Genomic DNA, 20618 nt, shown 5'->3' with positions numbered 1-20618 from the left:
TCGGCGTTTTACTTGGAAACATCCCCTTTGCTACTTGTGTTAAAAACACGCGAGTTGAAGTTTTTTCATCCCTACATTTCGACCATTGCCGTTTGGATATAAGTCAAAATATCTTTAACAATGACTTTCTTTTTGTAAGTTTATCTCAAGCGACAAGCAAACTATTTCTGCTCAAATACTGGTTATGCCATTCATACCTTCGGCTAAGCCTTCATTATCCGAAACATTCCTCTACCTCAACGTTTAATAGGGGTATACATGATTAATTTTGATGTTCTCAATACATACATGGATAACGACGTAGATCTGATCGTCACTGTTTTTTCTACATACCTTGAAGATCACACGAATGATATAGAGCGTATAGATGAGCTATATGCAAGCAAATGTTGGTCAGAACTCTATCTATTAGCTCATAGTTTAAAGGGCATTCTAGAGAGTTTCGGAGAAGACACCGCGGTCATTGCGTTTCAAAGAATAGAAGAAAAAACCAGAAACGATACAGCGCCAGATAGCTCAGATATAGCTATAGTTACTAAAGAGCTAGCTGCAATTAATCAACAAATCTTCACTTACTTGAAGAATATGCAATAAAGAAATTCAAGGCTTAACTGGGGGAAATATGGCAATGAATAATAGCAATTTCAGGGAGTTGATTGAGTCTCTCAAAGACTTAACACCAACTCAAAAAAGGTACTTACTTAGCCGTACAAAGATGGCGCTAGATGATGAAAGTAATATGTTAAACATCAGTGATATTCTAACACCAGAAGAGTTGGAGGCGTTACTATCACCGGCACCAACAACGAATACAAAATAACAATGATATACAACGCAACCGTCAGATTAACGCTAGGGACCAAGTGAAGCAAATCGACTTTGCTTGGTTGTTAGTTTCTCTCCCTATTCCTTTTCACTACAACAAACGTATTGTTTTCGAAACCTTTTTCCAATGTAAACAGGTCAGATAATTGAGCGACTAACATCAGTCCGCGACCTGAGGAGGACCAACTATCGTCATCCATTAAGTTAGGTGCCTCAATCTGTTTATTTTTATGTTGGATGAACGTCTTTTCATTGATCGGCGCTCCGCAATCAGAGAGTCTCAGTTCCACGAAACCGGATACTTGGTCATCCCCAACCCTACACTCCACTTCAATTGGTAGGCCTTCTATTTCACTGTAAGAATGAATATAAGCGTTATTCATGAGTTCAACGACACAAAGCTCCAATGATTGAATTGCATTTAAGGGGATTTGATGACCCATCAAAAACCGAACAACGTCTTTGCTCGCACTTCGTGAGTGAGTAAGGGAGCTCCCGTAAGTTCGTTTAAATTCGCTCTTTGACATTCTTTTCCTTAAAATCGAGCCTCTCACCATGCCATTTTACCTGTAAAAGGCTGGCATCATCATCAAACTCATCTTCGTTGTGCCAAGATTGTACTTTTTTAAAGACGTCTCCCACTTGATCTTCAACTGGCAGCGTGCAAACAGCTTTTATACTCGATGCCAATCGTTGTAGTGAAAACATCTCCTCACCCTGCCTCGCTTCAATCAAACCATCCGAATAAAGCCACAATGCATCGCCCTCATCTAGACTAATTTGGTTACCGCTATATTCTATCGGCTGCATTGCACCAACGATAAAGTTATCGTCACCTATCTGTTCCATCGTGTTCGTACTCGCTCGCCAAACTAAGATCCTGGGGTGGCCAGCCGTGCAATAGCTAAGTCGCCCTGATTTTGTGTTAAGAATGGCGTAAGCCATAGTAAAGTAAAGTTGACTGTTTCTAGTTTGCTGATAACGCCGATTTAGCCGTTCAATCACAGATGCTGGCTCACTTACGCAATAGCAGTCATCTCTCAACTCCATCGTGATCGAATCAGGCCCCTGACTTTGAGATAGTGTCTGTTGAATAGAAAAAGCCATCAAAGCTGAAGAAATACCATGACCAGAAACATCACATACATAAAACGCAACATGTTGTTCATCGAGCTCCAAATACCCCAACATATCACCACCAATCTGGGAGCATGGTCTGTAGACATAACTAAACTGTATATTTTGGATAGTTGATTCAGCAGGGAGTAGTTGCTCCATCAGTTGACTCGCAGACTGCAGGTCTTGGTGAATTGTTTGATAGGCCGCATCTAGCTCTTTATTTCTCTCAACGAGTTTGTTGTGCAGTTCTAAAGTACGAAACCCCGAACGGATTCTGGCCTGAAGTTCCTCTACAGACGTCTTCTTATCTACGAAATCATCTGCGCCAGCATCAATGCCTTTCACGATCGAACTTTGGTCATTTCTAGAAGACAGTAGAACAAAAAAAATGTAACGTTCGCTAACTTTAGATTTTAATTGGCGACACAATTCAATACCATTAATTCCAGGCATCATTAAATCACTCAGCACAAACTGAATATCAGGGCGGTGGGTTAGCACTTCGAGCGCCGCTCGTCCGTCTTCAACAGCAAGCACTTCATAGCCTTGCTTTTCCAATGCACTGCTGATGTAAAGCAGTACTGTTTTACTGTCATCGACCAAAAGAATGGGTTTCATCTGCCTCCTTAAAGTGGTTGCTATACTGGCTAACGCAAAACACTAGTCACTGACTGCTCATTTCTAAAACGGCTGTAGTCTTCGGCTAATAATTGGTGTTGATATCGAGTGTAAGACAACGCTTCATTAGAAATTAGTATCTGATGCTCTTTTTCGATTAACTGACTTTGCAGCCTTTCAATCTGTTCATTCTGCTGTGTGTAATTGAGGTACAGTGCGAATAGACCAAAAACCGAAACCATTAACAGGGCTATTAGAATATTATTGATAGTTTTCACTTGAATATTCATGACCTCTCCTTGTCTATTATTAGACTTTCCATGATGAAAGAGAGCGTCTACGGACCAAGAGCTCAAGGCTCTAAAACGCAACGAAGCAAATTGAGGTTGTTTTTCCAATTATAGGCGATAGGAGAAAAAATAAGAAAAATCTGAAAAAATTTGAATATCCTGCTGAGTTAAGAATCGGTAAGGTGGTAGCAGCGAGCTATCATCCACTCGCTGCAATACATTAACTCTGAAATGCAGGTCTAGCTAAAATTTGGTTATACCATCGAGCAATGTTTGGCGACGTCGATAGCACATCAATTTCTAGGCCTTTAATTGCGAAACTGATCAAAATAAAGCCTGTTATATCGACGATAGTAAAATGGTCTACGGCGATAAAATCATTATGTTCAAGACGCTTGTCTAAGACAGGCAGAAATTCGTAGACGCGTTGTTTTGATTCTTCGCCCCATGCTTCAACACAACGTTCTCTGTCTCCATAAACTCCGGTCATGTTTCGAAACGCCTGAAATGCCGCATTTAGTCCTTGGAACTCCACCACACGATGCCACATTTCCACCTGAGCACGTTCGAGCTGGTTAGCACCAAACAGCGCCAGATCATTTTCAAACGCTTCATCTAGGTAGCGACAAATCGCCACACTTTCACAGATCGTCGTACCATCATCCAGTTCGAGCAGAGGCACTTTACCGTTCACGCTTTTCGATTTAAACGGTTCAGATAGGTTATCGCCCTCACGAACGTTCAGCGCAATTCGCTCAACCTCGCCACCGATTTCCTTTAGAAAAATGCTAACTCGCTTACAACTTGGAGTCATTGCGGTTTCATAGAGCTTCATTTCACATCCTTTTATCTTTTTCTAACCGATTGGTTAGGATATACTGTAGCCAGTTTATAAACGATCAGTCAAGAACTTCACTATCAAAAATTTTCAAACAGTTGTGGGTCTGTTTGCTGAGCGAGATTTTTGATGCAGTTTGTGAGTTCACATGAATTTGGAGGCTGATACCCAAGAATAGATGGGTATTCATCATATTGGTTCAGTTCGAACGCTAGAGGTTCTCTGTACCATCCCTCCAAAGCAATTTAATTACCCGATAAGCAGACCCAGGCAGGTAATTTATGGCAAGAAAAGCCAACTTCGACCGAGATGAAAAGCTTCTCGTGGCTATGGATGTGTTTTGGCGCAAGGGCTTTGCGAACACGTCTATCTCGGATCTCACCGACGAGTTGAACATCAACCGCTTCAGTCTTTACAACACCTATGGTGACAAGCAGCAGCTCTACTACGAAGCGCTCGATACTTACTTAAAAAAGGTCTCGCTACCGTCACTCAATGATTTGGAAAAAGACGACGCGTCTTTACCTGAGTTGGAATCGTTCCTTAAATCTTTTGCTGAGCTGCAACGCAAACGCAGCTGTGGGTGTTTTATTCAAAATGCGTTGATTGAGCACGCTGGTGAAGACGATGATGTACTGCGCAAAGGGCATTTTTTGTTTGACCATCTTATCGACATCATTGCGGATGCGCTGACCAATGCACAAAAAGAAACCTTAGTGCCGAAAACGCTGAAACCAGAAGAGCTTGCTCGTTTTGTTCTCAACAACATGCAAGGCATGCGCGTACTTGGCAAAGCCAAACGTTATGCCGACTTGGATACGGCGCTTTCCTGCTTGCTGGTTTTGATTAGGAAGTGACATGTCGATTGAAGTGATAGCAGTACGTCTTACCAAAGGCATGGACTTAAAGCTGAGCCTAGCGAAATTGGTCGAGCAGCATGGTATCAAAACAGGCTCGATTGCTTCATGCGTTGGCTGTGTCTCTCACCTCAACCTTCGTTTGGCAGGAGCAGAGAGTACGTTAACCAAACAAGAGCCATTTGAAATCGTCTCTGTGATGGGAACCCTAACGGCTGAACATCAACACGTTCATATCTCGGTGTCTGATTGTGAAGGACGAGTTTGGGGTGGGCATTTGCTGGAAGACACAGTGATTGATACTACCGCAGAATTGATCATCCACTCTTACTCAGAACTTGAGTTCACTAGAGCGATGGACGACTCGACTGGCTATACCGAACTACAAGTGAATCCTTCCAAATAATTAAAAGCTCCAGAGCCTTACAGTGTGGTCTCTGGAGCTTTACTCGCTTATCTCTTACGCTAAGCATTCACTCATATCGAGCAAGCTAATTTCGAGGATCATTCTTCGACTAAATAACAAACCTGATTATCGTCGACTGTTACTTGCCACGTTATTAGACAGTGCGCTTCGTTTTCTAAGCACTCCCCGCTCGTTAAGCTGAAATGCTGTTTGTACAGTGGTGACGCAACACACATCTCACCATCGATATCACCGACAATCCCTCGACTCATCACATAAGCCTTACCAATTGGGTCCCAATCTTGAACGGCGTAAACACCGTTATCAGGAATGTAGAATAACGCCACATGCTCGCCTTCAATCAATACAGTGGCACCGATAAACGGCATTAAGTCATCAAGCTGACACACTTTCACTTTGGTTAAAGCTGCCATTTACACCTCCTGTTTCACGGGAATACGCTGACCGCGCACACGTTGGTACGGCAAGACTTTGCTGCCCGACGTGCTGTTCAAGAAAGGACGGAAGCGTTGCAATTTTTGAGGATTATCCAACGTACTCTTCCACTCACACTGATAGGTATCTACGACTCGTGCCATTTGTTCATCCAAAGAGTCACATAGGTTGAGAGAGTCATCTAAAATCACTTGTTTAAGGTAGTCTAGGCCCCCTTCCATGTTCTCCATCCACACCGACGTGCGCTGCAAGCGATCAGCGGTGCTGACGTAGAACATCAAGACTCGGTCGATCATGGTGATCAACTCTGATTTGGATAAGTCGGATGCAAACAAATCTGCGTGTCTTGGTCTCATACCGCCATTCCCGCAAACGTATAAATTCCAGCCGTTTTCAGTGGCGATCACCCCAATGTCTTTACTTTGCGCTTCTGCACACTCGCGAGTACAGCCCGATACGGCAAACTTAAGCTTATGGGGCGCTCGCAATCCTTTGTAGCGGTTCTCTAACTCAATGGCTAATCCGACCGAGTCATCAACACCATAGCGACACCACGTAGAACCGACGCAAGATTTCACAGTGCGCACCGATTTGCCGTAGGCGTGCCCTGTTTCAAAACCAGCATCAATCAAGGTTTGCCAGATTTCAGGAAGCTGTTCTAACTGGGCACCAAATAAATCCACGCGCTGACCGCCAGTGATCTTGGTGTACAGATCGTACTGCTGAGCGACTTCACCTAGTACGATAAGTTTGTCTGGTGTGATTTCGCCGCCCGGAACACGAGGCACAATCGAGTAAGAGCCATCTTTTTGCAGGTTTGCCATAAAGGCATCATTAGAATCTTGCAGAGATTGATGCTGTGGCTCCATGATGTGTTCATTCCACAAAGAAGCAAACACAGATGCCGCTGTCGGCTTACAAATATCACACCCATGCCCTTTGCCATGCAGTGCAATTAAGGTGTCGAAGTCTTTGATTTGTTCCACTTGGCAAATATGGAACATCTCTTGGCGACTTAACTCAAAGTGCTCACAAAGGTGGTTGTTAACCTCTACCCCCATGGCTGCCAATTGAGTATCCAATACCGACTTGACCATATTGCTACAGCCACCACAGCCAGTACCGGCTTTGGTGTTGGCTTTAAGGTCTGTCAGGTTGGTAGTGCCGGCTTGAATCTCGGCAACTAAGTCGCCTTTTGTGACGTTGTGACAAGAGCAGATGATAGCGCTGTCTGGCATCTCTCCGTCCAGCATTCCGGTATCAAACAGCAGGTTCGCTGCGTGGTCTGGCAAGACAGTTTTGTTCAAATAACACTGTAAGAGCGCATCGTAGTCACTGTTGTCACCAACGAGAATCGCACCAAGCAATTGAGTGCCACTCGCATCAACCACCAGCTTTTTGTAGATGCCTGCGACCGCATCTTGCAAGACCATTTCTTGAGCGCCTTCGGTTTGCATTTGTGCATCGCCGATAGACGCCACATCCACCCCAAGCAGCTTGAGTTTGGTGCTCATGTCTGCACCTTTAAAACCTTCGCTTGGCATCCCAGTCAAGACATCGGCAGTGGTTCTCGCCATGGTGTAACCGGGTGCGACTAAACCAAAGATCTTCTGCTCCCAAAGGGCACATTCGCCAATCGCGTATATGTTCTCATCGCTGGTTTGGCATTGGTTATTTATCACAATGCCGCCTCGCTCACCGACCTCTAGCTCGGCCAATCTTGCCAACTCATCTTGAGGGCGAATGCCTGCGGAAAAGACAATCACATCCACTTCGAGAGGATCTTTGTCTTTAAACACCATACGATGCTTAGCCGTTTCACCATCGCAGATTCGTTCCGTACCCGTTGAGGTGTGAACGGTTAGCCCTAGCGCTTCAATCTTCTCTTTTAGCACTAAGCCAGCACCATCGTCTAACTGCACGGGCATCAGGCGGGGAGCAAATTCAATAACGTGAGTTTCTAACCCTAATAATTTAAGTGCGTTTGCCGCTTCTAAACCCAACAAGCCGCCGCCAATCACTGCGCCCGTTCTTGCGCCTTCACATGCTTTTTTGATTTGTGAAAGGTCATCAAGCGTGCGGTAGACAAACACGTTGTCTCGGTCTTTACCTTCAATTGGAGGCACAAACGGGTAAGAACCGGTCGCGAGCACAAGTTCGTCGTAACCCAGCACATCTTCACCATCAAGCAGAATGCGCTTTTGCTCTCTGTCGATGCCTGTTACTTGGCTGCCAAGTACGAGTTGGATGCCATGCATGTCGTACCATTCTTGGTTGCTCAGCATCAAATCATCATGAGACTTACCCGCAAACAAAGAGGACAACTGTACACGGTCATACGCGATAAAGCGCTCTGCACCAATCACAGTAATTCGGTGCTCCAAATGCGCGTTTTTCTGCACTAATTGCTCGACGAGATGTTGCCCGACCATACCGTTGCCTACCACAACGATGTGGCTCAATTCGTTCTTTACTGGAATCGTTAAAGGACTGTTCATCGCTGCCTCCTTATGCCGTTTGCGCTGCAGTTTTGGGTTTGTCTTCTTTCGAAGCAGGAATCTCGACTTTGGATTGCTTCTCGTAAAGGAACTTCAGCACCGCTTGTCGACACTTCTGATACTGCGCATCATCCGCCAGTGCGACACGCTCACGAGGGCGAGGTAGATTCACTTCTAACACTTCACCAATGGTTGCCGCCGGTCCGTTAGTCATCATCACGATTTTGTCGGATAGCAGCACCGCTTCATCCACGTCATGGGTAATCATGATGACAGTGTTGTTTAGCTCGGCTTGGATCTTCATCAGTGCATCCTGTAGGTGTGCACGTGTCAACGCATCCAACGCGCCAAATGGTTCATCCATCAGCAAAACCTTTGGTTGAAGTGCCAGTGCTCTTGCGATGCCGACTCGCTGCTTCATACCGCCCGAGATTTCATCCGGCTTTTTGTGCGCGGCATGCTGCATTTGAATCAACTCCAAGTAGTGATTCACTTGTTCCTGAATCCACGCTTTGCCCTTTTTGCCGGCAATTTGTTTTACTGCAAGCTCAACGTTTTGATACACGGTTAACCAAGGCAATAATGAATGGTTTTGGAATACCACTGCGCGGTCGGGTCCCGGCCCTGCCACCTCTCGTCCATCGACTATTACGCCGCCGTCTGTTGGCATGTGTAGCCCTGCGACTAAGTTTAATACCGTTGATTTACCGCAGCCAGAGTGACCAATTAGGGATACAAACTCACCTTTATTGATTTGTAAATCGACGTTCTTAAGCGCGATGAACTCGCCATCTGGCGTTGGGAATCGCATCCCTAAACGCGTTAGATCTAATAATGCTTTTTCCATGATCGTTTCCCTTATCTCAACGCTTGTTGTTTATTCCAAGACAGCCACTTTTGAAGTTGCAGCATGCCTCTATCGAGCATCAAACCGATAAAACCAATGGTGATGACTGCCACCATGATGCGCCCCAATGATGCCGAGCTGCCGTTCTGGAATTCATCCCAAACGAACTTGCCTAACCCCGGGTTCTGAGCGAGCATTTCTGCCGCAATCAACACCATCCAAGCGATACCTAAAGAGAGACGTAAACCTGTGAAGATCATTGGAATGGCAGAAGGTAAAACGATAGTGCGAATGTGCTGCCACCACGAAAGTTGGAGCACTTTGCTCACGTTGATTAAGTCTTTATCAACGCTCGTTACACCCACAGCGGTATTAATCAGCGTCGGCCATAAGCTACATAGCGCTACTGTGATCAGAGAGTTAATGAACGACTTAGCAAACATCGGGTCATCACTCACATAAGTGGCACTTACAACCATGGTAACGATGGGTAGCCAAGCTAAAGGTGATACGGGCTTGAGCAGTTGAATGATTGGGTTGAACGCTTGATACAGCCCTTGATTAAGACCAAGCACGATGCCAAGCGGAATCGCGATAATCGTCGCCAGCAGAAAGCCCGCGGTCACAGTCACTAAGCTAGTCACGATTTGGTCGAAGAACGTCGGTTTACCTGTGTAAGGACGAATCTTCACTTCCGCGTCTGGATTCTTCGCTAACTTCGCAGCATTGCGCTTTTCCTGACGCTCGATAAACGCTTGTTCCTTTTCTCGCTCTTGCCAATGGTCATCGACAAGGTTGCTGAACTGCTGAAAAGTTTGCACAGGTCCCGGTAGCGTACCTAATGAAGTTTGCACTTCTCTCGCCGCTAAGTGCCACATTGCCAAAAAGATCAGCAAGCCAATGACGGGCAAAAGCACCAGCCGACTTCGGTTCACTACCTGCTTAGCAGGAAACAGGGAAATGACATTACTAGACATACTCACTCCTAAGAAATTTACATCCTTGTTGCCACAAGCGAATTCCCTCGCCTGTGGCGTTTATCGTTATGGTTAAACCTTGTCTTTTCCTTTAAGCCCGATAGAGAACTTCTCTAGATATTTATTTGGCTCGCGACCGTCATAAACGATGTTGTCGATAAAGTGTGTTTGTGGCGCACGGAAACCATCTTCAGCACTGAAATCTGGGAAGTCTTTTTTGCTCAACACTCCATCTTCAATTAGCGCTTGAGCTGCTTGTTGGTAGATATCTGGACGGTACACCTCTTTCGCCACATCCATGTACCAATCATCGGATTTCTCGCTTGAGATTTGTCCCCAACGGCGCATTTGAGTCAGATACCAAATCGCATCGCTGTAATACGGATAAGTGGCGTTATGACGGAAGAACACGTTGAAGTCTGGCACGTCTCGTTTGTCGCCTTTCTCGTATTCAAATGTGCCCGTCATTGAGTTGGCGATAACTTCGGCATCCGCTCCAACGTATTCGCTTTTTGATAGCATCTTCACTGCTTCTTGGCGGTTGGCATTGTCGTTTTCATCCAACCAATGTGCAGCTCGAATCAAGGCTTTCACTACGCGAATGTGCGTGTTTGGATACTTCTCAGCCCAAGCTTTAGAAACACCAAACACTTTCTCTGGGTTGTTCTTCCAGATCTCGTAATCGGTCACGACTGGCGTACCGATGCCTTTAAATACGGCTTGTTGGTTCCATGGTTCGCCTACGCAGTACCCTTTGATCGTGCCCGCTTCCATTGTTGCTGGCATTTGTGGTGGCGGTGTAACACTCAAAAGAACGTCAGCATCCAACTGACCACTGTTGTCACCGGATTCTGGTGCATAAAAACCTGGGTGAATCCCACCTGCCGCTAGCCAGTATCGCAACTCATAGTTGTGCGTCGATACAGGGAACACCATCCCCATGTTGAACGGTTTGCCTTTATCCAGATAGCTGTCGACCACAGGCTTCAGTGCATCCGCTTTGATTGGGTGAACTGGCTTGCCATCTGGTTGCTTTGGAATGTATTGCTTCATCTGCTCCCAAGTATCATTGGAAACCGTGATTGCGTTGCCGTTCAAATCCATACTGAACGCGGTAATCACTTCTGCTTTTGTGCCGACACCAATCGTCGCGCCCAATGGCTGACCAGCAAGCATGTGCGCGCCAGCAAGTTCACCATCGATGACTCGGTCTAATAGCACCTTCCAGTTTGCTTGCGCTTCTAAAGTGACGTACAAGCCTTCGTCTTCAAAAAAGCCTTTCTCATAAGCAACCGCCAGCGGTGCCATATCGGTTAACTTAATAAAACCAAACTTCAGGTCTTCAATTTCTGGCTCACCCAACTCTGCCTTTACGCTGACCGTGGTGAATACCGATAACGAAATTGCTGACACTTTCAGCATCGAACTCCATTTCATTGGTTTGCTCCCATAAAAAAGCGCCACTACTCCGAAGAGCAGTAGCGCCGTTGCTAAGTCTACAATTACCGCCGTTGATAATTGAGATAAGCGATTCAACAATAAACCCAATTCTTCTAATCCAATTACTGTGCCAACTTATTTTTTACAGTAAATACAATAGATTAGTATATCTTGTCGTTTGTTATTCCCTGTTATTGCTTGCTGATAGTGCAACACGCACCACGTTAGAAAACGCACCCTAACCCCAAAGTGGTAGAACAACTAATCCAACACTTCCAAAGTAGTTATCAAATTCTTGGCAACCTGTGCGAGCGTTTGGCTCGATTGCATGGCAGATTTTCTAAGCGCTTTATAAGCCTGATCTTCATCAACGCTGTGCATCTTCATAAGCAGACCTTTGGCTTTTTCCACCAGCTTGCGCTCTTCGATCTTATGGGTCAGCGATTCAATTTCAGATTGCATACTTTCGAATTTCGCTCTCACTAGTGTCGCATGTTCAATCCAAGGCTGAAGCGCAAACTCACTATCGTGCGGCATGAGCACATAGTCCATTTTTTCTGATAACCGATTGATATCATTAGATGATAACTGCTTTAAGACGATAAGAAGTGGTGCCGATTTTCTGCGGCAGAAATCGACGATCAAACGCAGTTCCGCGGTTGGTTGCTGCCATCCAACCACAACGCTTGCCGACGGTTCTCGTTGCATTAACGTTTCTAGTTGTGCCAATTGGCAACCGATGATGTTGTCGTAATCTTTGCTCAATAAGCCGGACAATCGAGCCTGCTCTTGTAGGCTATCACAGCACACTATGATGGGTGTTTTTGACGTTGATTGAGTCATGCACATTCCTTGTTTATATCTCACTCACTAAGAGAGACATAACAAGGAATGTGCCAACTAAAGCTGAAGCGTTTTAACTAGAGGCAAGATGTTCTTTGAAGAAGCCGAGTGTGCGCTCCCAAGCGAGTGCTGCTTCTTCCGGTGCGTAGCGTGCTGTTGAGTCGTTATGGAAGCCGTGGTTGACGTTCTCATACATTAACGCTTGATACTGTGCGTCGGTTGCGATCAATTGCTGCTCATAAGCAGGCCATGTGTCGTTAACACGCTTATCGAGCCCTGCAAAGTGAATCATCAACGGCCCTTTGACTTGCTTTTGGATCTCTTGCGCCGCTGGCGTTCCATAAAAAGGCACACCTGCATCGAGCTCTTCAGGCATTACCGCTGCAAGCATATTGACAATGTATCCACCGAAGCAGAATCCAACCGCGCCCAATTTACCGTTGCCGCCCTCGTATTGTTTGAGGAAGTTAGCGGCTGCAATAAAGTCTTGTTCGATCTTGGCTCTGTCCATCTCTTTCTGCATGGCGCGACCTTCATCGTCGTTCCCCGGATAGCCGCCGAGTGGATAAAGTGCGTCTGGAGCGAAAGCAATAAAGCCGTCTTTTGCAAGTCGTCTTGCGACATCTTTGATGTATGGGTTTAGACCTCGATTTTCATGAATCACCAACACTGTCGGCGATTTTAAGGTCTTCTTTTGTGGCACAACCAAATAGCCGCGACCTTCTCCATGTCCATTTGGCGAAGCAAAGGTTTCGTAAGTTGCTTTGATGTCAGGATCGTTAAATGAAACTTGTTCTGCGAGTGCGTAATTCGGGGTTAGCGCATCGACCAGTGCTGTCATGCTAAAGCCAAGCACCGCAAGGCCACCCAGCCTGTTAAGAAACTCACGGCGCGTGATTTTTCCGTGGGCGTATTCGTCGTACCAATCGAAGGCTTCTTGCGGGATCGGATGAGAAGCCTTTTCACTAGGAGTGGTATGCTTTAGAACCATTATCCATGTCCTCTGTGTCTTACCATATGGGATTTTCTCATTCTCAAACGCGAAGCTAAAAACGAACGCGATTGAGGCTAAAACTGCGGTTTCACCACTCTGATACGGAGCAAGGTGGTGAAACACATCATTGGCGAGCTAGGATCTTTTACCTTCTTCAAACAATAGATAATGGATTCAGATTCAACAACTTTGCGTCGTTGGTTTTACATTAATTGACAATAGTGCGTTATTGCAGGCCGCAATAGGCTTGCCAGTAAGAGAAGGCGCGTTCGAATGCTTTTTCCCTGTCGTGCATTTGTGCAAACAAGACCACTGTCATTGTGGCAAGAACCGTATTTGCCATTTGGTTCATGTCGTCTTCTGACGTTCCAAACGGGCAGTTTGCAGGCATTGGCACCTCAGACAGCATTTGTTCCGTCCAGTAATGCGATGTCACGCCGCTTGTTTGGCTTAACCATACGGTTTGGCTTACTTTCGGGTTGTATTCTGACTCACCCGATTGTCCTTTGAATGACACAACAGCGTGAGCGGTTTGACCAATCTCGTATTCAACTTCAGCATGAAGTTGTTGGAACCCCGGATGGAAGCTACCACGAATACCAACCGTCGCCTGCCCCGGATTCAGTGCTCGAACCACGGTATTAATCGGCGTTCTAAGCCCATAACGGTTCTTCCAACCGATCATGGTTTCTGCTTGGGGTGCAAACGAACTCAGCGGCAGATACACGATGTTTTGTGTGTCTAAGACACGTTTTGCGTCTTCGGCTGATTCCGCTTTCTTGATAGCAAACTTGTCGAGGTAATCTTCTGCGTGTAAACGACCAGATTGACGGTCGTGATAGCCGTGCATCAGCACTTTATGACCATTATCGGCGAGGATTTTCGCTGCCAACAGGTGCCAAGGCTGACCTGCCGCTTCACGTTTGCCTGCATAACATGGCCAATCAATGTCTGCACCAATAGCAGGCATGCGGGATTGGAATGCTTTCACAAAGCCAGCGATTTCTTGTTGAGTTTCGTTCTGTACACGGATCAGCATCAATAACATCGCCATCTGATCGTCGTCGCACTCACCGTTTAGGTATTCATCCATAACTCGAAACGCTTGGTCAAAGTTCAGTGGTTTTCTACCACGTTCGCCACGACCGACTGTTCTGATACATTCCAAAATGCTGCTCATATTCCCTCGTATTCCGTCACTGACTGTACGGTTTCTGTTAGTTGTTCGCGCAGTTTGACAACTTCTCCCATCACAATCAATGCTGGGCTCACGCCTTTAAGTGTAATCGATAAATCATTGAGCTGATTGAGTTGTGTAACGTGCACTTGTTGTTGAGGGCTGCAACCATGAGTGATGATCGCGACAGGGAAATCTTCTCTCAAACCGGAGTTGATTAAACCCGTTTGTATTTGCGATGATTTTTCTAACCCCATATAGAAGACTAACGTTTGTCCGCTTTGCATCAGTTGGCTCCACGCTTCAAATGCGCCTGTTACCACTTGCCCCGTCACAAAGGTAACGCTACGAGCAACGCCACGATGAGTCAGCGGAATCAAGCTGTTTGCTGAACATCCAATCGCAGCGGTAATGCCGGGAATGACTTCGTACGCGATTGAGTGTTTGACGAGTGCTAACGCCTCTTCACCTCCACGGCCAAATACAAAAGGATCTCCCCCTTTTAAGCGTACAACTCGCTTTCCTTGTTGAGCGAGCGATACCATCAAGTCACAAATTTCTTCCTGACCAATACTAGGTTGTCCGCATCTTTTGCCCACGTAAATCCAATCGGCTTGTGGCGAAGCCAACTCCAAAATATCTTTGTTAACCAAACGGTCGTACAACAGTACCTCTGCCGACATAATCGCTTTCACAGCCTTTACCGTTAACAAGTCAGGATCGTGCGGCCCTGCTCCAACAATCGAGACAAAACCTTTGTGGTTCGCGTCCAGGTCTACTGAATGGTCTTCTAAAAGTTGGTTCAGTTTGCTTGCTTGATCATGCTTAGAAAAGCGAGACGAGCGTTCTTGTTTCTGACTCGCTTGTCCTTTCTTAAACCAAGACTTTTGATAAGGCGCTTCCATGTGCTTATCCTCTTTATGACTTACTTTATTTGAATCGCCAGACTTTGCTGGCTCGCTTGCTGTTTGCCCTTTTGATGCTGATGGCTGTCGACCATTTGTTTGATTTGAGAGACGCACGAGCCACAGTTAGTGCCGCATTTGAGTTTGTTTTGAAGTTGAGTCAGTGACGTGCAGTCTTGTTTCTCCATCGCGTCATGTATTTGTTTATCGGTGACACGGAAACAACTACAAACCAGTTTGACGCTGCTTTGCGATTGAGTGATGGTAAGCAGTTGCGATAGCGCCATCGGTTTGCCAATCAAGCCGGTAAAGTTGGTGTAGTCAGTTTGAATCGGTTCACTAGACACCACCAAAACAGAGCGAATGATACGAACGTCTCCAACAAGGTCGTAATCCACCGCGAGCCAACCTTGGGCAATATCTATCGTAATTCTGCGGCTCTTTTCCGTTCGACAAAAACTCTGCTTCTTTGGTCGCTTATCGTGTGCAAAGCGCCAAATACCCAAATTGCTTTCTGCTTGAAATGCGCTGTAGAGAAATTTACCGGAATCAAACTGTGTACCGATGAACATACCGTAGGTTTTGACCGCGGCGTCTTGCACTTCAACATAAGACGACTTAAATGCAGGTTGCCCAGAAATAGGGTCTTTTGCGCTGTTTACTATCACATTAACACTGCTTTCACCGCCATATCGACCCGCCCAGTGCATTGACATAAACAACTCCTGAAAACCCAAACCTTCATCAATGGCAACTTTGGCATAAATACCGGTGTTTGAAGCAGGCTGAAACAGCTTGGTGAGTTGTCCTGCTTTTAAGCGATTTTGAGTAGCAGAGAGTGTGTTCATGTACACGGTTGGTTCTAACTCTGAGGCGGCAAGGTGTGCGATATGCCCTGTGCGCGTCATAGTATGCCATTGGTCACGTTGCCTGCCCGTATTGAGCCACCAGCCTTTTGTTCTTTCTAAACGCGTTGGAGATTCACTGGTTACGACAAAACTCGCTTTACCATCTGGGTGCGAATAGATGCCATCAGCAAAAGGACGCTCTCCTCCCCATTGTGTCGGCACCCACTCTTCGTATTCTTGCTCGGTTAAGTTGGCGTATTGAGAAAGATCTAGCTTCAATGGCGAATCTGCATTCATACCTGTCATCGCCGCATATTCCCTGAATACCGCCCGCTCAGAAGTAAACGCAAAGCCATTTTGTGTCTTTTCCAATGCACACAGAGCTTGTCCGACTTGGCTTATCGCCCACCAATCTGATTTTGCTTCACCCGGAGGCATTTGAAACTGGCGCTGCCTTGAAAGTCGACGCTCAGAGTTGGTGACCATGCCTTGCTTCTCACCCCAACCAGCGGCGGGCAGCAACAGATCCGCGTAATGCGCTACATCCGAATCCGCTGTGATATCGGAAACAATCACAAACGGACAGATCTCTAGTGCACGTTTTATCAATTGGTTATCTGGCAAAGAGACAACGGGATTGGTTGCCATGATCCACAGAACTTTAATCTCACCACGTTCTACCGCCTCAAACAGCTCAACGGCTTTTAAACCGGGCTGAGTGGCAATTTCTGGCGAATCCCAAAACGCCTGCACTTGCTTGATAGACTCTGCGTCAAAAGCGCGATGAACCGCTAATTGATTTGCCAATCCACCGACTTCTCGTCCGCCCATCGCATTCGGCTGACCTGTAATAGAAAACGGCCCGCAACCTGACTTGGCAATTTTGCCTGACGCCAAATGTGCATTAATAATGGCATTGCCTTTATCGACACCATTTTCGGCTTGGTTAACTCCTTGGCAAAACAGAGTGATTGCGGTTGGGCTTTGCGCAAACCAATGGAAGAATGTCGTGAGTTTTTCTTCCGAAATACCAATGGAAGACGATAAATTAGTGACATCGTAACGCAAATCAGAAACTTCTTCTGCAAGCGCATCAAACCCGTCGGTATAGGAATTTATGTATTCAGAATCAACGCATTGCTGCTCAACAAGAAACTTAAGCAGCCCATTAAAAAGTGATACATCCCCATCATTTTTAATCGGTAGATGCAAATCCGCTTGCTGCGCGGTGACCGTTTCACGCGGGTCAATAACCACCAGTTTGAGATTAGGATTGTTCTCTCTCGCTTGTTGAATACGTCGAAATAAAACAGGGTGTGTCCAAGCGGTATTCGCACCGCAAATTATCAATAGCTCAGTCTTATCAATATCATCGTAATTGACGGGAACGACATCTTCACCAAATGCTCGTACATGAGCCGCAACCGCCGAAGACATACACAAACGCGAGTTCGTATCGATGTTTGCGCTGCCAACATAGCCTTTCATGAGTTTGTTGGCGACGTAATAGTCTTCCGTCAACAACTGGCCTGACACATACATAGCGACGGAATCAGGTCCAAACTCCGCTTTCGCTTGATGAATCTTTTCTGCAATCAGATCCGTGGCTTGTTGCCATTGCACTTCTTGCCCTTGAGGTCGTTGCTTGGTGACAAGCTTTGGATACAGCAAGCGCGAAGGCATATTCAAGCTCTCTGCCAGCGCGACGCCCTTTACGCACAGTGATCCCGCATTTGCAGGATGACACGCATCCCCAACGATTCCTTTCGCATTGACCTCGACACCACATCCAACACCACAATAGGGACAAGTGGTTTTTTTGCATCCTTGCGACATAACACCTCCAGTGCGATTCAGCCCAACTTACTAGCAAAAAAAAAACCTCTCCCGAATCGAGAGAGGCAGCAATGCCTTTAACGCTGTTAGTACATTTTCAAAAAGTAATACCCTATACCGCTCTCGCCTGCTATTGAGAGCGGCGCATCGAGTTATCGATGAACGTTTATGTAAAGCAAGTGAGGTGCCAAAATTAAAAACCTTTACTATACAACGAGTTAGCTTAAAACCAATTATAGCAACGTAATGCTACGCACTGATTGTGTGCAAATTTCGGTCATTATCGTGCAGTATTACTTTACTAATTCCATGACTAACCTGGATTCTTCGTCACCAAAATAATGCGCTTCTTCTTCTAACGTTTTAAAGCCAAGGGAGAGGTATAAAGACAATGCAGGTTGGTTCTTAGGATCGACAGTCAATTTCACGCTTGAGCCTAACGTCAACGGCGCAATAACGTTTTCAAGGAGGGAACGCGCAATACCTTTACCTCTATGTTGAATATCGACGGCCAATGACATGATCCAATATTGATGTGCATTTGTGCTAGTCGTTAGCAATATATACCCTGCGACCTGCTCTCCCTCTTTTGCTACCAGTAAGCTCTCTCCCCAACAATCAAAAGCTTGCCGAAAGAAAAATTGAGGATAGGCGTGTTCTCCAAATAAAGTATTTTCGAGCTTATATATGGCAAATAAGTCCTCTTTTTGCGCAGACAAGATGTCCATTCAATGACTCCTTCTTTAACATGAATGGCAGCAGTATACCTAAATCTCATCTAAATGACGGGACACAAACATCTCAATTAAGTGCTTAAGAAATGTAATATTCTTCCTGAAAATTAGGCCTAACTCACTTAGAACATACATCTGTGATTAAGTTTTAACCACAAAATCAAAAACCACACAAGATGAAAATTTCAACACATACAACCATTAAACAAATTAAATTTAAGAACTTTATTCTGGTTTATTGAAAAATTCATAGTTGGATAATTTACAACCACACCAAATCCACAGCATTATTCACCAAGCTTCGCATGTGATAATAAACACTAAAACCTTTACCATTTTCAGCATTATTATTTTTATAAAAGCGAGTTTTAAAGTGAAAGAATCTCGAAATGCCTTAAATCCTAGTGAAATAAACACAACCACAGCTTGGTCAAAACATGATACACATTGGGTTCTTAGCCTATTTGGAACGGCCGTTGGCGCAGGCATCCTGTTTCTGCCAATTAACCTTGGGATTGGTGGTTTTTGGCCTTTAGTCGCGATGGCAGTACTTGCTTTTCCAATGACCTATCTTGCGCACCGTGGCTTAGCTCGTTTTGTACTATCTTCTAAGATCAAAAACGCAGACTTCACTGATGTAGTGGAAGAGCACTTCGGCGCAAAAGCAGGCCGTTCTATTTCACTGCTGTATTTTCTTTCGATCTTCCCGATCCTGTTGATATATGGGGTTGGAATAACAAACACAGTAGATAGCTTCATGGTAAATCAGGCTGATATGGCTTCTTTACCTAGACCTTTGCTTTCTGGCGTACTAGTGTTTGCACTAATTGCTATTATGATGGCGGGTGAAAAAGTAATGCTACGGGCCTTTGCCATTATGGTGTTCCCACTTGTTGCCATTCTTGCCTTTCTATCATTTTACTTAATACCGAACTGGACCATGCCTGTCATGGATGTGCCAGAAGCGTCAGCTTTTGCTAGCACTATGTGGTTAGCAGTTCCTGTAGTGATTTTCTCGTTTAGTCACGCAGCTGCAATTTCAAGCTTTGCAAATGTACAACGTCGCCATTACGGTAAGCAGGCAGATGCCAAATCCGAAGTTATTCTTCGTCGCACTAGCATCATGCTGATTGCCTTTGTTCTTATTTTTGTATTTTCCTGTGTGCTAACACTGTCACCTGAACAATTGGCTCAAGCAAAAGAACAAAACGTATCCGTATTGTCTTACTTAGCGAACGCAACCGATAATCCATTTATTGCAACACTTGGTCCTTTAGTAGCGTTTGTTGCTATCACTTCATCTTTCCTTGGGCATTTTTTAGGTGCGCGTGAAAGCTTAAATGGTTTAATTAACAAGCATTTTAACCTATCTGAGAAGCGTGTTGATCGTATCAGCGTGGCAGCACTGTTCTTCTCAATCTGGGCGGCGGCGATCATGAACCCAAGTATTCTTGGTATGATGGAAGCATTGTCAGGGCCTGTTATTGCAATGATCTTATTTATTATGCCAATGTTAGCGGTGTATAAAATCGAGGCGATGAAACAATATCGAGGAAATGTCTCTACTTACTTTGTTCTAGCAGCAGGCATTGTGGCGGTAAGTGCATTGATTTTTAGCTTCTTCAGCTAATAACTAAAGACTAGCTTGGATTTTCAGGGGAATACCTTACACAAGGTTAAGGTGATTCCCTGAATTTTCTTACTCTTTAAAAGGTAATCATCGTTACCCTTGGCTCTTAAATAAGAGCGAAAACACCCGCAATCATAAGTACTGAAGCGATGCAGGTACGGCCGATAATGCCGAAGTGCGAAGGTTGAATCATTTCATTATGCATAGTTAATCTCCTATTTATTATAAATAGCCATTTTTTATTGGCTTAATAACACTATGTCTAATATCCAGTTTTTTAACAACCCATACAAACATTAAATATTTATGACAGAAACGTAATTTTTTACACTTCACCCTGATTTCGAGCGATGAATCCGCGGCTTAAATCATTAGATTGAGTCCACCGAATATGCTCACTTACCTTCCATCGTTACCCTACCTATGCCATCTTCCAATCATTACATAAGTTTTCAATAGATTTTGTTTTTATAAATCATA

The 20618-nt window shown here is 45.2% G+C and carries 20 protein-coding genes; 5 read left to right on the top strand and 15 right to left on the bottom strand.

The features are described from left to right. Positions 1–258 precede the first annotated feature (258 nt). Complete coding sequence (locus MTF70_RS15290) at positions 259–594, top strand: Hpt domain-containing protein (protein ID WP_031781126.1); 336 nt, start codon at positions 259–261, stop codon at positions 592–594. 34 nt (positions 595–628) lie between these two features. Beyond that, positions 629–820: a hypothetical protein gene (locus MTF70_RS15285; protein WP_025767706.1), complete on the top strand. Its 192-nt coding sequence runs from the start codon at positions 629–631 to the stop codon at positions 818–820. A 70-nt stretch (positions 821–890) separates the two neighbouring features. Here MTF70_RS15285 and MTF70_RS15280 read toward each other — a convergent pair whose 3' ends face one another. The 4 genes from MTF70_RS15280 to MTF70_RS15265 form a co-directional block, all read right to left on the bottom strand. Further along, positions 891–1352, bottom strand: coding sequence for an ATP-binding protein (locus MTF70_RS15280; protein ID WP_205460986.1), 462 nt, complete (start codon positions 1350–1352; stop codon positions 891–893). Continuing rightward, positions 1333–2562, bottom strand: a complete 1230-nt coding sequence (locus tag MTF70_RS15275) for a SpoIIE family protein phosphatase (protein WP_042521015.1) — start codon at positions 2560–2562, stop codon at positions 1333–1335. The genes MTF70_RS15280 and MTF70_RS15275 overlap by 20 nt, the downstream gene beginning before the upstream one ends. 29 nt (positions 2563–2591) lie before the next feature. Beyond that, positions 2592–2852, bottom strand: coding sequence for a hypothetical protein (locus tag MTF70_RS15270; protein WP_005375908.1), 261 nt, complete (start codon positions 2850–2852; stop codon positions 2592–2594). A gap of 220 nt (positions 2853–3072) precedes the next feature. Then, positions 3073–3687, bottom strand: coding sequence for a glutathione S-transferase (locus tag MTF70_RS15265; protein ID WP_005375905.1), 615 nt, complete (start codon positions 3685–3687; stop codon positions 3073–3075). A gap of 284 nt (positions 3688–3971) precedes the next feature. Between MTF70_RS15265 and MTF70_RS15260 the strand changes: the two genes are divergently transcribed. Both MTF70_RS15260 and MTF70_RS15255 read left to right on the top strand, forming a co-directional pair. After that, positions 3972–4547 (top strand): TetR/AcrR family transcriptional regulator, encoded by a 576-nt coding sequence (locus tag MTF70_RS15260; protein ID WP_005387553.1) that lies wholly within the window; start codon positions 3972–3974, stop codon positions 4545–4547. A gap of 1 nt (position 4548) precedes the next feature. After that, positions 4549–4953, top strand: coding sequence for a DUF296 domain-containing protein (locus tag MTF70_RS15255; RefSeq protein WP_205460985.1), 405 nt, complete (start codon positions 4549–4551; stop codon positions 4951–4953). A 98-nt stretch (positions 4954–5051) separates the two neighbouring features. On the opposite strand, the gene nirD is transcribed toward MTF70_RS15255, so the two are convergent. From nirD to MTF70_RS15200, 11 genes are all read right to left on the bottom strand, one after another. Beyond that, a complete protein-coding gene (gene nirD / locus MTF70_RS15250) occupies positions 5052–5387 on the bottom strand; it encodes a nitrite reductase small subunit NirD (RefSeq protein ID WP_205460984.1) in 336 nt (111 codons plus the stop codon). Further along, entirely contained in the window at positions 5388–7907 is a 2520-nt protein-coding gene (nirB, locus tag MTF70_RS15245) for a nitrite reductase large subunit NirB (RefSeq protein ID WP_205460983.1), read from the bottom strand. A 10-nt stretch (positions 7908–7917) separates the two neighbouring features. Further along, positions 7918–8754 (bottom strand): ABC transporter ATP-binding protein, encoded by an 837-nt coding sequence (locus MTF70_RS15240; protein WP_005450080.1) that lies wholly within the window; start codon positions 8752–8754, stop codon positions 7918–7920. An 11-nt stretch (positions 8755–8765) separates the two neighbouring features. After that, positions 8766–9731, bottom strand: a complete 966-nt coding sequence (locus tag MTF70_RS15235; RefSeq protein ID WP_053303689.1) for an ABC transporter permease — start codon at positions 9729–9731, stop codon at positions 8766–8768. Between the two features lie 72 nt (positions 9732–9803). Further along, positions 9804–11168 carry a CmpA/NrtA family ABC transporter substrate-binding protein gene (locus MTF70_RS15230; RefSeq protein ID WP_005387573.1) on the bottom strand — a complete coding sequence of 455 codons (1365 nt, stop codon included), beginning with the start codon at positions 11166–11168 and terminating at the stop codon, positions 9804–9806. A gap of 264 nt (positions 11169–11432) precedes the next feature. Continuing rightward, the gene (locus MTF70_RS15225) at positions 11433–12014 is read right to left on the bottom strand and encodes an ANTAR domain-containing protein (RefSeq protein WP_045420632.1); all 582 of its coding nucleotides are present in this window, start codon (positions 12012–12014) and stop codon (positions 11433–11435) included. 73 nt (positions 12015–12087) lie between these two features. After that, positions 12088–13005 (bottom strand): dienelactone hydrolase family protein, encoded by a 918-nt coding sequence (locus MTF70_RS15220; protein WP_205460982.1) that lies wholly within the window; start codon positions 13003–13005, stop codon positions 12088–12090. Positions 13006–13234: 229 nt separating this feature from the next. Next, complete coding sequence (locus tag MTF70_RS15215) at positions 13235–14188, bottom strand: glycosyl transferase family protein (RefSeq protein ID WP_205460981.1); 954 nt, start codon at positions 14186–14188, stop codon at positions 13235–13237. Continuing rightward, the gene (gene cobA, locus MTF70_RS15210) at positions 14185–15090 is read right to left on the bottom strand and encodes a uroporphyrinogen-III C-methyltransferase (RefSeq protein WP_205460980.1); all 906 of its coding nucleotides are present in this window, start codon (positions 15088–15090) and stop codon (positions 14185–14187) included. The genes MTF70_RS15215 and cobA overlap by 4 nt, the downstream gene beginning before the upstream one ends. A gap of 20 nt (positions 15091–15110) precedes the next feature. Beyond that, on the bottom strand, positions 15111–17774 hold the full coding sequence (locus tag MTF70_RS15205; RefSeq protein ID WP_205460979.1) for a nitrate reductase: 2664 nt from the start codon (positions 17772–17774) through the stop codon (positions 15111–15113). A gap of 293 nt (positions 17775–18067) precedes the next feature. Then, positions 18068–18502: an N-acetyltransferase gene (locus MTF70_RS15200; RefSeq protein WP_005375870.1), complete on the bottom strand. Its 435-nt coding sequence runs from the start codon at positions 18500–18502 to the stop codon at positions 18068–18070. Positions 18503–18881: 379 nt separating this feature from the next. Here MTF70_RS15200 and MTF70_RS15195 point away from each other — a divergent pair, with 379 nt between their 5' ends. Further along, entirely contained in the window at positions 18882–20138 is a 1257-nt protein-coding gene (locus tag MTF70_RS15195) for an aromatic amino acid transport family protein (RefSeq protein WP_017820237.1), read from the top strand. The last annotated feature ends 480 nt before the right edge of the window (positions 20139–20618 follow it).

The organism is Vibrio sp. 2CM40D, assembly GCF_023161825.1.
GTDB classification, from domain to species: domain Bacteria; phylum Pseudomonadota; class Gammaproteobacteria; order Enterobacterales; family Vibrionaceae; genus Vibrio; species Vibrio alginolyticus.
This window is presented reverse-complemented; position numbering and strand designations above follow the sequence as displayed.

What these genes read in the sequence shown, in the direction of transcription:
- MTF70_RS15290 (WP_031781126.1), top strand. Translation starts at nt 259, where the DNA reads ATGATTAATTTTGATGTTCTCAATACATACATGGATAACGACGTAGAT.
- MTF70_RS15285 (WP_025767706.1), top strand. Translation starts at nt 629, where the DNA reads ATGAATAATAGCAATTTCAGGGAGTTGATTGAGTCTCTCAAAGACTTA.
- MTF70_RS15280 (WP_205460986.1), bottom strand. Translation starts at nt 1,352, where the DNA reads ATGTCAAAGAGCGAATTTAAACGAACTTACGGGAGCTCCCTTACTCAC.
- MTF70_RS15275 (WP_042521015.1), bottom strand. Translation starts at nt 2,562, where the DNA reads ATGAAACCCATTCTTTTGGTCGATGACAGTAAAACAGTACTGCTTTAC.
- MTF70_RS15270 (WP_005375908.1), bottom strand. Translation starts at nt 2,852, where the DNA reads ATGAATATTCAAGTGAAAACTATCAATAATATTCTAATAGCCCTGTTA.
- MTF70_RS15265 (WP_005375905.1), bottom strand. Translation starts at nt 3,687, where the DNA reads ATGAAGCTCTATGAAACCGCAATGACTCCAAGTTGTAAGCGAGTTAGC.
- MTF70_RS15260 (WP_005387553.1), top strand. Translation starts at nt 3,972, where the DNA reads ATGGCAAGAAAAGCCAACTTCGACCGAGATGAAAAGCTTCTCGTGGCT.
- MTF70_RS15255 (WP_205460985.1), top strand. Translation starts at nt 4,549, where the DNA reads ATGTCGATTGAAGTGATAGCAGTACGTCTTACCAAAGGCATGGACTTA.
- nirD (WP_205460984.1), bottom strand. Translation starts at nt 5,387, where the DNA reads ATGGCAGCTTTAACCAAAGTGAAAGTGTGTCAGCTTGATGACTTAATG.
- nirB (WP_205460983.1), bottom strand. Translation starts at nt 7,907, where the DNA reads ATGAACAGTCCTTTAACGATTCCAGTAAAGAACGAATTGAGCCACATC.
- MTF70_RS15240 (WP_005450080.1), bottom strand. Translation starts at nt 8,754, where the DNA reads ATGGAAAAAGCATTATTAGATCTAACGCGTTTAGGGATGCGATTCCCA.
- MTF70_RS15235 (WP_053303689.1), bottom strand. Translation starts at nt 9,731, where the DNA reads ATGTCTAGTAATGTCATTTCCCTGTTTCCTGCTAAGCAGGTAGTGAAC.
- MTF70_RS15230 (WP_005387573.1), bottom strand. Translation starts at nt 11,168, where the DNA reads ATGAAATGGAGTTCGATGCTGAAAGTGTCAGCAATTTCGTTATCGGTA.
- MTF70_RS15225 (WP_045420632.1), bottom strand. Translation starts at nt 12,014, where the DNA reads ATGACTCAATCAACGTCAAAAACACCCATCATAGTGTGCTGTGATAGC.
- MTF70_RS15220 (WP_205460982.1), bottom strand. Translation starts at nt 13,005, where the DNA reads ATGGTTCTAAAGCATACCACTCCTAGTGAAAAGGCTTCTCATCCGATC.
- MTF70_RS15215 (WP_205460981.1), bottom strand. Translation starts at nt 14,188, where the DNA reads ATGAGCAGCATTTTGGAATGTATCAGAACAGTCGGTCGTGGCGAACGT.
- cobA (WP_205460980.1), bottom strand. Translation starts at nt 15,090, where the DNA reads ATGGAAGCGCCTTATCAAAAGTCTTGGTTTAAGAAAGGACAAGCGAGT.
- MTF70_RS15205 (WP_205460979.1), bottom strand. Translation starts at nt 17,774, where the DNA reads ATGTCGCAAGGATGCAAAAAAACCACTTGTCCCTATTGTGGTGTTGGA.
- MTF70_RS15200 (WP_005375870.1), bottom strand. Translation starts at nt 18,502, where the DNA reads ATGGACATCTTGTCTGCGCAAAAAGAGGACTTATTTGCCATATATAAG.